The organism is Sulfurimicrobium lacus, from assembly GCF_011764585.1.
Taxonomy (GTDB): Bacteria; Pseudomonadota; Gammaproteobacteria; order Burkholderiales; family Sulfuricellaceae; genus Sulfurimicrobium; species Sulfurimicrobium lacus.
In genome coordinates this window covers 205,228-217,700 of the sequence record NZ_AP022853.1, presented here as the reverse complement: position 1 = coordinate 217,700, position 12,473 = coordinate 205,228, and the positions used below count along the sequence as shown (strand labels likewise).

Annotated in this window: 11 protein-coding genes; 9 read left to right on the top strand and 2 right to left on the bottom strand. The window is 63.3% G+C overall.

All coding sequences use genetic code 11. The annotated features are described in order from the left end of the window. Positions 1-2 precede the first annotated feature (2 nt). The 4 genes from SKTS_RS01060 (at position 3) to SKTS_RS01045 (ending at position 5,171) form a co-directional block, all read left to right on the top strand. Entirely contained in the window at positions 3-884 is an 882-nt protein-coding gene (locus SKTS_RS01060; RefSeq protein ID WP_173059074.1) for a DUF2279 domain-containing protein, read from the top strand. 87 nt (positions 885-971) lie between these two features. After that, complete coding sequence (gene mpl / locus SKTS_RS01055) at positions 972-2,321, top strand: UDP-N-acetylmuramate:L-alanyl-gamma-D-glutamyl-meso-diaminopimelate ligase (protein ID WP_173059071.1); 1,350 nt, start codon at positions 972-974, stop codon at positions 2,319-2,321. A gap of 70 nt (positions 2,322-2,391) precedes the next feature. Beyond that, positions 2,392-4,248 carry an RNB domain-containing ribonuclease gene (locus tag SKTS_RS01050; RefSeq protein ID WP_173059065.1) on the top strand — a complete coding sequence of 619 codons (1,857 nt, stop codon included), beginning with the start codon at positions 2,392-2,394 and terminating at the stop codon, positions 4,246-4,248. A gap of 89 nt (positions 4,249-4,337) precedes the next feature. Further along, positions 4,338-5,171: an energy transducer TonB gene (locus SKTS_RS01045; protein ID WP_244617407.1), complete on the top strand. Its 834-nt coding sequence runs from the start codon at positions 4,338-4,340 to the stop codon at positions 5,169-5,171. 4 nt (positions 5,172-5,175) lie between these two features. Here SKTS_RS01045 and SKTS_RS01040 read toward each other — a convergent pair whose 3' ends face one another. Beyond that, a complete protein-coding gene (locus tag SKTS_RS01040) occupies positions 5,176-5,913 on the bottom strand; it encodes a PP-loop family protein (RefSeq protein ID WP_244617406.1) in 738 nt (245 codons plus the stop codon). Then, positions 5,910-6,662 carry a pteridine reductase gene (locus SKTS_RS01035; protein WP_173059059.1) on the bottom strand — a complete coding sequence of 251 codons (753 nt, stop codon included), beginning with the start codon at positions 6,660-6,662 and terminating at the stop codon, positions 5,910-5,912. The genes SKTS_RS01040 and SKTS_RS01035 overlap by 4 nt, the downstream gene beginning before the upstream one ends. A gap of 117 nt (positions 6,663-6,779) precedes the next feature. Here SKTS_RS01035 and SKTS_RS01030 point away from each other — a divergent pair, with 117 nt between their 5' ends. Genes SKTS_RS01030 through SKTS_RS01010 form a run of 5 tightly spaced genes read left to right on the top strand, consistent with a single transcriptional unit; the run spans position 6,780 to position 12,453 of the window. Beyond that, positions 6,780-7,802: a hypothetical protein gene (locus SKTS_RS01030; protein ID WP_173059056.1), complete on the top strand. Its 1,023-nt coding sequence runs from the start codon at positions 6,780-6,782 to the stop codon at positions 7,800-7,802. A 59-nt stretch (positions 7,803-7,861) separates the two neighbouring features. Beyond that, complete coding sequence (locus SKTS_RS01025) at positions 7,862-8,215, top strand: type 2 periplasmic-binding domain-containing protein (RefSeq protein ID WP_173059053.1); 354 nt, start codon at positions 7,862-7,864, stop codon at positions 8,213-8,215. Further along, positions 8,212-10,212: an ATP-binding protein gene (locus SKTS_RS01020; protein WP_173059050.1), complete on the top strand. Its 2,001-nt coding sequence runs from the start codon at positions 8,212-8,214 to the stop codon at positions 10,210-10,212. Before SKTS_RS01025 ends, SKTS_RS01020 begins: the two co-directional genes overlap by 4 nt. Positions 10,213-10,223: 11 nt before the next feature. Beyond that, complete coding sequence (locus SKTS_RS01015) at positions 10,224-11,261, top strand: HD domain-containing phosphohydrolase (RefSeq protein ID WP_173059047.1); 1,038 nt, start codon at positions 10,224-10,226, stop codon at positions 11,259-11,261. 22 nt (positions 11,262-11,283) lie between these two features. Next, positions 11,284-12,453: a class I SAM-dependent methyltransferase gene (locus SKTS_RS01010; protein ID WP_173059044.1), complete on the top strand. Its 1,170-nt coding sequence runs from the start codon at positions 11,284-11,286 to the stop codon at positions 12,451-12,453. Positions 12,454-12,473 lie beyond the last annotated feature (20 nt).

The following is a 12,473-nucleotide window of genomic DNA, read 5'->3' as shown; positions in this document are numbered from 1 at the left end:
GCTTGCCCGCGGCTCATGCCGATCCGGCGCCCACGCAAGAGCAGCGCATCGTTTTTCAATCTTCCGCTTTGCCAGATCTGGGCGGCGATCCCACGCTGACGGCAGCGCAAAAGCAGTTTCGCACGCGCCTGTTGATCGGCGGCGCGGTGGGAGGCGTACTGGCCTACGGCGCGTCGCACTGGTGGCAGGACAGCATGAGCTCCAGCTTCAGAACGGTCAACGAAGGCTGGTTCGGACAAAACACCTACACCGGCGGCGCCGACAAGCTGGGCCACATGTACTCGACTTATGTCGGCACGCGCCTGCTGACCGACGCCTTCGAATGGGCCGGCAACGACCGCGAAACCGCCTCGTGGCTGGCCGCGGCCACCGCCTGGGGAGCCATGCTGGCAGTGGAAGTCGGCGACGGCTATTCGCAGCGCTTCCGCTTCAGCAAGGAAGACCTGATCATGAACACGCTGGGCACCGGCCTCGGCCTGTTGATGGAAAAGCAGCCGGACCTCGACAAGCTGGTCGATTTCCGCCTCATGTACTGGCCGTCCAGCGACGCGCGGCGCCTCAACCAGGTCGACATCGTCGACGACCACAGCGGCCAGACCTACCTGCTGGCGCTCAAGGCCAGCGGCGTACCCGCCCTGCGCCGGATCGAGCCGCTGCGCTACTTCGAACTGGCGCTGGGCTATGGCACGCGCGGCTACGAACCGAACGCCGGCGGGGAACGCAGCCGCCACGTTTATTACGGCATCTCGCTCAACGTCGCGGAGATTCTCGGCGCGACGGTGTTCGGCGACAGCAAGGGCAGTCGCGCGCAGAGAATCAGCGACGGCGTTCTCGAAGTATTCCAGATACCGGGAACCGCCGCCTTGGCCGATCACCGCCTCTAGCCGCGCCGTGAAAAACGGGGATCCTCGTCCCTGTTTCGCTGCACGCGTTTCGTGTTAAGCCCTTGTTCAGGCTATAATTCGCCCCCTATGCATATCCACATACTCGGCATCTGCGGTACTTTCATGGGCGGCATCGCCGCCATCGCCCAGCAGGCTGGCCACAAGGTTACCGGCTGCGACGCCAACGTCTATCCTCCCATGAGCACCCAGCTCGAGGCCCAGGGCATCGAACTGATCCAGGGCTTCGACGCGGAACAGATCGGGCTGGAGCCCGACATGTTCGTCATCGGCAACGTGGTCAGCCGCGGCAACCCGCTCATGGAAGAAATTCTCAACCGCGGCCTGCCTTACATTTCCGGCCCGCAATGGCTGGCGGAAAACGTCTTGCGCGACAAATGGGTGCTGGCGGTGGCGGGCACTCACGGCAAGACCACGACCTCGTCCATGCTGGCGTGGATTCTGGAATACGGCAATCTCGCGCCGGGCTTCCTGATCGGCGGCGTACCGCAGAATTTCGGCATTTCGGCGCGCCTGACCGACTCGCCGTTTTTCGTCATCGAGGCGGACGAATACGACACCGCCTTCTTCGACAAGCGCTCCAAGTTCGTCCATTACCGCCCGCGCACGGCGGTGCTGAACAATCTGGAGTTCGACCACGCGGACATTTTTCCCGACCTCGCCGCCATCGAAACCCAGTTCCACCACCTGGTGCGCAGCGTGCCGGGCAACGGCCTGATCGTCGCCAACGGCCGTGAAGCCAGCCTGGAACGGGTGCTGCAGCGCGGCTGCTGGACACCGGTGGAAAAATTCGGCGTGGCCGACGGCTGGATGATCGGCGGCGCGGAGACCATCGCGTTCAAGGAAGCCTTCCAGGGCACGCTGCACTGGAACCTGATGGGCGAGCACAACCGCATGAACGCCCTGGCGGCGATCGCCGCAGCGCGCCACGCCGGCGTGCCGTCCGACATAGGCATCGAGGCGCTAGGCCTGTTCCAGAACGTCAAACGGCGCATGGAAGTGCGCGGCGTGGTGAACGGCATCACGGTGTACGACGATTTCGCCCATCATCCCACCGCCATCGCCACCACCCTGGCAGGCTTGCGGCAAAAAACGGGCGGCGCACGCATCCTCGCGGTGCTCGAACCGCGCTCCAACACCATGAAGCTGGGCGTGATGAAAGACGCCCTGCCCGCCAGCCTGGCGGACGCAGACCTGGTGTTCTGCTACGGCGCGAACCTGGGCTGGGACGCGGCCGCGGCGCTGACCCCGCTGGGCGACAAGGGCGCCGCATTCGACGATCTGGAAGCACTGGTGGCGGCCGTTGCCCGTGCCGCCCGCCCCGGCGACCAGGTGCTGGTCATGAGCAACGGCGGCTTCGGCGGCGTGCACGGCAAGCTGCTGGCAGCGCTGACAGATCAAGTGAGGAGTGAGGAGTGAAGAGAGAGGGGGAAAAACCCTCTCCGACCCACTCCTCACTCCTCACCCCTAACTCCTCACGGATTTTTGCATGAACGTTTTGTATGAAGAGGACGGCGCCATCAAGGTGGCGAACGTCATGTCCGACGCCGGCTCCTCCCTGCAGGTGGAAACGCCCCACGGCAAGCGCGCCAAGATCAAGGCCAGCAACGTGCTGCTGCGTTTCGAGACCCCGCCCTTGGCCGGCTTCATGGATGCCGCCGACGCCGTTGCGGCAGAGCTCGACACCAGCTTCCTGTGGGAATGCTGCGGTGCCGACGAATTCATGTTCAACGAACTGGCACAGGATTACTACGGCCACACCCCCAGCCCGGTCGAGGCGGCGGCGGTCGCGCTGCGGCTGCATGCAGCACCGATGTATTTCTACAAGAAGGGCAAGGGCCGCTACAAGGCTGCTCCCGAGGAAAACCTCAAGGCCGCCTTGGCGTCCGAGGAAAAGAAGCGCCAGCAGGCCGCCACCGTAGCCAGCTACGTCAGCCAGCTCAGCGCTTCCACCCTGCCCGAGGCGTTCACCCCCCAGATCGTGGAAATGCTGCTCTACCGAGCGGACAAGAACTGCCTCGAATACAAGGCGCTGGAGAAAGCCTGCGCCGACACCGGCACCACCGCGGCCAAGCTGCTGGAGCTGTGCGGCGCCATACCCTCGAGCCACGATTACCACTACCGGCGTTTCGTGCTGGAGAATTTCCCGCGCGGCATCGGCTTCGACCCGGTGGGCGAATTTGCCCGCGAGCACGTACTGCCGCTGGCCGAGGCCGAAGCCTTCAGCATCGACGACGCCGCCACCACGGAAATCGACGATGCCTTCTCGGTGGTCAAACAGCCCAACGGCAACTGGCGCGTCGGTATCCACATCGCCGCGCCGGCGCTGGGTTTCGAGGCCGGATCTCCGCTCGACAACGTGGCTCTGCAGCGCATGTCGACGGTGTACATGCCGGGACACAAGATCACCATGCTGCCGGACGAGGTGGTGGAACAGTTCACCCTCAACGAAGGCACGTCCAACCCGGCGCTGTCCATGTACCTCGACGTGTCCCCGGATTTCGAAATCCTCTCCGTGGAAAGCCGCCTGGAACACGTGCATATCGCCACCAATTTGCGCCACGACACGCTGGAGCCGGTGTTCAATGCGGAGACCCTGGCCAGCGGCGACGGGCCGGATTACCCGTTCAAGACCGAACTGGGAATGCTGTGGCAGTTCGCCAACCGGCTCGAAGAACTGCGCGGCAAGGTCGGCAGCCAGAACCAGTTCAAGGACTACAACTTCGAAATCGACGGCGAGCACGTCACGGTGACCGAGCGCCCGCGCGGCTCACCCATCGACAAGGTGGTGTCGGAGCTGATGATTCAGGTCAATTCGCATTGGGCCAAGCAGCTCAGCGAAGCCGGCGTGGCCGCCATTTACCGCAGCCAGAACAACGGCAAGGTGCGCATGAGCACCAGCCCGGGGCCGCACCAGGGGCTGGGCGTGGCGCAGTATGCGTGGTCCAGCTCGCCGCTGCGGCGCTACGTCGACCTGCTCAACCAGCGCCAGATCATCGCCATGCTGCAGGGTGACACGCCGCCCTACGCGCCGAACAGCGAAGCCCTGTTCTCCGCCATCCGCGACTTCGAGTTCGCCTACGACGCCTACAGCAACGTGCAGCGCAGCATGGAGCGCTACTGGTGCCTGCGCTACCTGCTACAGGAAGGCGTCACCATGGCGCCCGCCACCCTGATCAAGGAAAACCTCGTGCGCTTCGAGCGCCTGCCGCTGGTGACGCGCGTCTTCGGCATGCCCGAACTGCCACCGGGAACGGCGCTGGAGGTCGAGGTCAGCGCGGTGGACCTGCTCGAGCTGGAAGTACGGTGCAAATTCCACGCCGAGCGCCCGGCTGAACCCGCTTGACATGCGTGCTCAAGCGTTTTAACTTCGGGCGCTAGATGAGAGTTCCATTCGACTTATTTCCTGCGCCCGGCGGCTCCTCGCGACTGGGGATGATGCTGCTGTTTTCGGCGCTGGCCCACGCCGTGGTGCTTACCCTGCACTTTACCGTACCGGCCTTCAAACTACCCTCCAGTGCTGCCTATCTCGAAGTGGTGCTGGTCAACAGCAAATCCGCCAGCAAGCCGCACAAGGCCGACGCGCTGGCGCAGGCCAACCTCGACCTGGGCGGCAACACCGAGGCCGACCGGCGCGCCAAGAGCCCGCTGCCCAACCTCGACAACCCCGATGCCACGCCCGCCGTGGCGCAACAGGAACAGCGCGTGGTGGAACTGGAGCAACAGGCGCGCCGCCTCCTGCTCCAGGCCAAGTCCAAGCAGCGCATGGAACAGTCGACCGACACCTCGCGGCCGCAACGCGACAGCGAAGCGGCCGTCAACCCCAACGCCACCGAACTGGTACAAAAAAGCCTCGACGCCGCGCGACTGGAGGCACAGATCTCGCGCGACTGGGATAACTACCAGAAACTGCCGCGGCGCAAATACATCGGCGCACGCACGCAGGAATACCGCTTCGCCCGCTATGTGGAAGACTGGCGCATGAAAGTCGAGAAGGTGGGCAACCTGAACTATCCCGAAGCCGCCCGCCAGCAGAAGCTCTACGGTCAGCTGCAGCTGACTGTCTCGATCCGCGCCGACGGCAGCATCGAAAACGTCGAGATCAACCGCTCGTCCGGCCACAAGGTGCTGGACGCCGCGGCCAGACGTATCGTCGAACTGGCCGCCCCGTATGCGCCCCTCCCTGCAGACATCCGCAAGGACACCGACATCCTCAGCATCACCCGCACCTGGATTTTCACCAGCGCCGACCAGCTCGCCAGCGAGTAGGCGCCTACAAGCGCTCGTCCCTGAGCAAGGGTTTCAACGCCGTCAGCAGGCTGGCGAACATTTTCGAGTGCTTCTTTTCCTGCTCCGCCAGCAACTGTTTCATGTGCCAGCGCTCGGTCGGCACCGCGAAGCAGGACGGGCAATTTTCGTGGATCACCGGCAGGCTGGCGCTCTTGGCGAAAGCGGCGGTCTGGCGCTCGCGCACGTAGATGAACGGCCGGACGATACGGATGTCGCCGGCGTCGTTGAGGTAGTGCGCCTTCATGGTGCGCAGCTTGCCGCCGAAGAAGGTCGACATGAGGAAAGTCTCCGCCGCGTCGTCCAGGTGCTGCGCCAGCGCCAGCACGTTGTAGCCGTTTTCCCGCGCCGTGCGATAGAGGATGCCGCGCCGCATGCGCGAGCAGAAGGCGCAGAAGGAATCGCCCTGCATCGATGTCTTGGCCTGCTCGACAATGGGCTGGCTTTCATAGAAATAGGGCACTCCCAGCTCCGCCAGGTACGCCTTGAGCGGCGAAGGATCGAAATCCGGCGACTGCGGGTCGACGGTACAGGCGGCCAGCTCGAAGCGGATCGGCGCCTTCTTCTGCAGATGCAGCAGCACCTGCAGCAGCGAAAGGGAATCCTTGCCGCCGGACAGGCCCAGCAACACCTTGTCGCCGTCGCGAATCATGGAAAAATCACCGATGGCGCGGCCAGTGGAGGAAAGCAGGGTGCGCGGCGGCTTGATAAGTTCTGCGCTCACAGGCTGGCACTCCGTCCGCCGTCCACCGGCAGGATCACGCCGGTGATGTAAGGCGCGTCGTTGACCAGGAAAGTCACGGCCCTGGCGATGTCCTGCGGGCTGCCTTCGCGCTTGAGCAGGGTATGAGCGATGATGCGGCGCCGTTCCTGGTCGTCGAAGGTGGGATCGTCCTCCGGCCACATGATCGGCCCAGGCGCTACGGCGTTGACGCGCACACAGGGGCCGAGTTCATGCGCCAGGGATTTGGTCAGCGCCACCAGTCCTGCCTTGGCGATGCTGTACACCAGGTAGCTTTTCATCGGCCGCTCGGCATGGATGTCGGCAATGTTGACGATGCAGCCGTGGCTGTGCGTCAGCGCCGAAGCGGCGGCCTGGGAAAGGAACAGCGGCGCCTTGAGATTGGTACCCACCAGGTCGAACCAGTCCTGCTCGGTGATTTCGCCCACCGCCGTAGGGTAAAAGCTGGAAGCGTTGTTGATCAGCACGTCGAGGCGGCCGAACTGCTGTTTTGCGGCTTCCACCAGCCGGGGATAGCAGTCCGGGTCGAGCAGATCGCCCTGCACCGTTGCGGCCGAGTCGGGACGCAGCTTGTTCAGCTCGTCGCGCAACTTTTCGGCATCGCCCGCGGAAGAACGGTAATGGATCATGATGCGCGCCCCGGTAGCGTGGAGGCTGCGGGCGGTTGCAGCACCGACGCGGACCGCGCCGCCGGTGATCAAAACCACCTTGTCCTGAACAGCTGATGTCATTGGCTAACTTTCAAAAATATGGTCCCCGGGGCGTGCTGCCCCGTTTCCCAAGAACCTCAATAAAATGGATAATGCGCCCTGGCCCACAAAACCTGTTTTGCATAAGCTGCGAATACGATGCGTCATAAACTACTTGCTTTACTGCTATTCCAGCTCGGACTGGCGGCATCCCCGGCGGGCCATGCCGAGGAATACCATCTCGGCCAGGGACTGGTCATCGGCGACTTCCTCCTGTCCGGTTATGCCAACCTCGTGGCCGAGGCACCCCGGGGTGGCGTCGCCAAGGGCTCGATCGACGATTTTAGCCTGTTCGTCAGCGGCCGCGTCAATCGCTGGATCAATCCTTTCCTGGAAAGCGAAATCTCCAGCCTGACCGTGGTTCAGCAGGGCGACGGGCCGCGCTCCAACGGGCACGTCATTTTAGAGCGTTTCTACAACGATGCGCACATTTCGGAATCCGACTCCTTGCGCATCGGAAAAATGCTGGCGCCGGTCGGCGACTGGAACCTGGTGCACGCCGCGCCGCTGGTTCCGACCGTCACCCGTCCGCTCACCACTTTCCACGGCTTCAGCGAATACACCAACGGCTTATCGTGGCTGCACGAAAATCCGCGGGGCGATGGCCCGGACTGGCAACTTTACTGGCAGCCGAGCAGCGAATGGCACGAGCGGCCGGCCAGCGTCACGCGTCACCATTTCCGCGATGTGTGGGGCGCACATATTAACTGGCCGCTGGGGTTCGTCGACAAGGTCGGCGCTTCCTTTCAGCACGGCGAGCTGGTGGAAACGGGCGAAACCTATCGCGTATTCGGTGTAAACCTGCGCAAAACCTTCGGCAAGCTGCTGCTCGAAAGCGAGGCGACCACCTCGACCTGGTCGGGCACCGCCCCCCGCGCCCATGACCGCGAATCGGGCGCGTACGTGCTGGCCGATTATGCCTTCACCCCGCGCTGGCACGGCATCGTCGAGGGAGAATATTTCCAGGACCACCAAGTCGAACGGAGCTCGCGCAACACGCTGCTGGGAATCGCTTATAAACCCGAATCCAATTTGGTGTGGAAGCTGGAATACGTACACCAGATGGGGGTGTCGCCGGACATTCCCTCCGGCTGGTTCGCTTCCTTTTCGACGCTCTTCTGATGCGCATCCTGCTGCTTATTTTATGCCTTTTAACCGCGCAAACCGCAGGTGCGGAAGGCTTGCTGGTTATTGCCTCGCCCAATGTACCTGTCGACTCGATATCAAGAGAGGAACTGGCCGCCATTTACCTGGCGCAGAAAATGGCATGGCCAGGCGGCCTCCCTGTGGTGCCGGTTAACCGTGAAGCGGCAAGCCCGGTGCGCGAACACTTCTCCGAGGTGGTATTCGAGCGTTCGCCGCGCGAGCTTGCGGATTACTGGAACCGCCTGCGCTTCCAGGGCAAACTCCCCCCACTCGTGCAAACTTCCGACCAGGCCATGCTGGGCTTCGTGCGCAGCGTGCCGGGCGCGGTCGGCTACGTCGAAGCCGGCCAGGCCACCACGGGCGTCAAGATCCTGAAAAAACTGCCATGAACGAGCACGGCCGCGGCTTGAGGTTGCCGGCGCTGCGCGGCTGGTTCGGGCGCACCATCGCGCGCAAGCTGCTGCTGGCGTTTTTCTCCGTTTTCCTGATCACCTACCTGGCAACCGCGCTGGTGGTCCTGAGCGCCGTGCGCACGGCGGTCACCAAGGCCGAGCTGGACACCGTGGCGCAATTTGCCCACCTCAAGCTCAACAACCTGGACATCCGCTTCGAACAACTGGCGACCGATCTGCGCGCCTGGTCCAAGCTGGACGTGATGAACGACCTCGCCTCCGGCGACGTCGACAAACGGGTGGAACGGGCGCTGCAGGGCATGAAAAGCGATTACGCGCTCAAGGGCGACCTTTACGCTTTCGATGCGACCGGACGCCTGCTCGCCAGCACCAGGCCGCAGCAGGGGGCCGTCACACTTCCGCCGGTATGGCACCCCCGCGGCCAACTGAGCTTTGTCGACAAGCATGCCAACCCGTTCGGCGGCGAGGCCATCGTCGCTTTGTCCACGCCGGTGACCTCCAGCTTTTCATCCGGCTTTCAGCTCGGCACCCTGGTCCTGGTTTATCCCTGGTCCGAGGTCAAGAAAACGCTGGCTGACGATTCCGTCTTGCTGCGCCGCCGGTCGGAACCCGTGCTGCTGGAATCGAACCTGCACACCACCGCCTCCGCAGACGCGCTGACCGCGCTCGCCGATCGAACCGGCTGGGTGCAACTGGGCCGACAGGAATACCTTGCCAATTATGCGCACGGGAAAGGCGGGTTGATTCCGGGCTGGCAGGTAGTGGTGCTGCGCGAACCCAAGTCGCTGTCCCATACCCTGAATTCGGTCGCACTCCAGCTGGCGGTGCTGTGCCTGATCCTGGCATTCCCCTTGACCCTGGCCATCCGCTGGCTGGCCAGGCGTTTGACTGCCCCGCTGCGCGACCTGACCCAATTCGTCACGGGCATCACCAAGACCGGCGATCTATCCCGGCGACTGACGCCGAGCTCCCAGGACGAGATCGGCACACTGGCTTCCGCCTTCAACCACATGGCCGTGCGGCTGGAAAGCGCGTCGGCTGAGCGGGAGCGCTTCGTGCATGAACTCGAGGTGTTCGCCGAAGAACTGGAGGACAAGGTGCGCGACCGCACCCGGGAACTGACCGCATCCAATGCCGATCTGACGCAGGCACTGGAAAATCTCAAATCGGCCCAGAGCCAGCTGATCCACCAGGAAAAGATGGCGTCGCTGGGCCAGTTGGTGGCCGGCGTCGCGCACGAGCTCAACAACCCCATCGGCTTCATTTACGCCAATTTCCCGCACCTGGAGGAGTACGCGCACATCCTGCTCACGCTGCTCGACGAGCTGCGCAAGCTGCCGATGCCGGAAGACTCGCGGCAGCACATGGAAGCGCGCCTGGCGGAAGCGGACCTGGAGTTCCTGCGCGAGGATTTGCTCAAAATCATCCGCAGCGGTCAGTCCGGCGCCACGCGCGTGAAGGAAATCATCTCCTCGCTGCGCAGTTTTTCCCGCCTGGACGAAGCGGTGGTGAAGACCGCCAGGCTCGAAGAGGGGCTCGACGACACCCTGGCCCTGCTGCACCATCACTACAAGAAACGCATCGCCATCGTCAAGGACTACCACCTGAATGTTCCAGTGCTGTGCCGGCCCGGCCAGCTCAACCAGGTTTTCATGAACATCATCTATAACGCCATCCAGGCCACCCCGGACGCCGGAACCATCAGCGTCAATACCCATCGAAAAAACGACTGGGCGGTGGTGACGATTTCCGACACCGGCAAAGGGATCGCGCCTGAGGCTCTGACCCGCATATTCGATCCCTTCTTCACCACCAAGAAAGTGGGCGAAGGCACCGGCCTGGGCTTGTCCATCTCCTACGGCATCGTCGAGAAGCACGGAGGACACATCGAAGTCGAGAGCGAACCGGGCCGCGGCACTACGTTCACGATCTATCTGCCGCTGAACCAGGACATGCCGGACACCGCCGCATAAGGACGCAAGCAATGGAAGCCGTTTCCCGTTTGAATAATCCGAGCGCCACCGCGAGCACATTCACGCTGCTCTTCGTCGACGACGAACCGGATATCGTCGACAGCCTGCACCGAAGCTTTCGCAAAGGGTACAAGGTGCTGACTGCGACCTCGGGCCAGGAAGCGGTCGAATACATCAAAACTCAGCCGGTGGATCTCATCATCTCCGACCAGCGCATGCCCGGCCTGACCGGCGACGAGGTACTCAAGGCCGCAAAAGAACTCCAGCCAAACGCCATCCGCATTCTTCTGACCGGCTATTCCGATCTCGAATCGCTGGTGAAGTGCGTCAATGAGGCAGGCATCTATAAGTATCTGAGCAAGCCCTGGGAGCCGGAAGACCTCAAGCTGACGGTAATCCGCGCGCTCGAGCACCTCGACCTCGATCGCAGGCTCAAACTGGCTTCCGAACATCTGAAAGACGCTTATATGGATGCCGTTACCATGCTGTCCTTTGCCTGCGAAGGCAAGGACGAGGACACCGGCTTCCACGTCCAGCGCGTGCAGCACTTTACCGAGGCGCTGGCGCGCGAATTGGGCCTGGGCGAAGAGGAATCCGTGCACATGGGGGTGATGAGCATTCTGCACGACATCGGCAAGCTCAATATTCCCGACTCCATCCTGAAGAAGCCGGCCAAGCTGGACCCGGACGAATGGGCCATTATTCGGAAACACACCGAACACGGGGTACGGATACTTGGCAGCAACCCCTTTTACGACATAGCGCGCGAAATTGCCGGCGGCCACCATGAAAACTGGGACGGCAGCGGTTATCCGCAACGCCTGGAAGGCGAGGCGACCCCCCTGTCCGCCCGCCTGGTAAAGGTTGCGGACGTGTTTGATGCACTGACCAGCCGCCGTCCCTACAAGGAGCCGTGGACAGTGGAAGCCGCGCTTGACGCCTTGCGCGAGCAGTCGGGCAAACAGTTCGACCCGGCCATCGTGGCGGCATTCATGCGCTTGAACGAAGCCGGAACCATCACCCGCATACTGGAGGAATACCACGGTTAGCCCCGCTGACCGTGTTCTGATCATGTCCGCACTACCCCAACCAGACAGCTCGGCCCTCGCACACAGCCGCGCCGTGAGCGCGGCGATCGCGCAGGAAGTCACTGCGAGCGACGGCTGGATTTCCTTCGCGCGCTTCATGGAAATCGCCCTCTATGCGCCCGGCCTCGGCTATTACAGCGCCGGCCTGGACAAGTTCGGCGCGGGCGGCGATTTCGTCACCGCGCCGGAAATGTCCGCATTGTTCGGCCAGGCTGTCGCAGCCCAGGCGGCGCAGGTGCTGCGCCTGACCGGCGGCGATGTGCTCGAAATCGGCGCCGGTTCCGGCAAACTGGCGCTCGACCTGATGCTGGAACTGGAGCGTCTGGATGCCTTGCCGCAGCATTACCGCATACTCGAACTTTCCGCCGACCTGCGCCAGCGCCAGCAGGCACGCATCGAGCGCAACGCGCCTCACCTCCTGCCGCGCTTCGCCTGGCTCGACACCATGCCGCAGCGCTTCAGCGGCCTGGTGCTGGGCAACGAAGTGCTCGACGCCATGCCCGCGCACCTCGTGACGTGGCGCGCCGGTCAGGTGTTCGAACGCGGCGTGTCCATAGCGGACGGGCGATTCGCCTGGAGCGAGCGCCCGCTCACCGAAGGCGAACTGCTGCGCCAGGCACAAGCGCTGCCGCCCGCCGGCTTCGTCAGCGGAGAGTCCGCCTACACCAGCGAAATCAACCTCGCCGCCCAGGGCTTTGTGCGCAGCCTCGGCCAGATGCTGGAACAGGGAATGATTCTGATGCTGGATTACGGTTTCGGCGCAAGTGAGTACTACCACCCGCAACGCGGCGGCGGAACGCTGATGTGCCACTACCGCCACCAGACCCACGACGACCCGTTCTTCCTCCCCGGCCTGCAGGACCTCACCGCCCACGTCGACTTCAGCGCCATGGCGCAGGCCGCGACCGAGTCCGGCCTGACGCTCTCGGGCTATGCCAGTCAGGCCAATTTCCTCATCAACTGCGGCCTGACCGAACTGCTCGCCCGCACTTCGCCGGAAGACCCCGCCGCCTACCTGCCGCTGGTCGCGCAAGTGCAGAAGCTGATGAGCCCGGCGGAAATGGGCGAATTTTTCAAGGCCATCGCCCTGAGCAAGGGCATGCAGGAAATCCCGCTCGGCTTCCGGCGCGGCGACCGCAGCCACACGTTATAGCCCCCCGCTCCACTTGATTA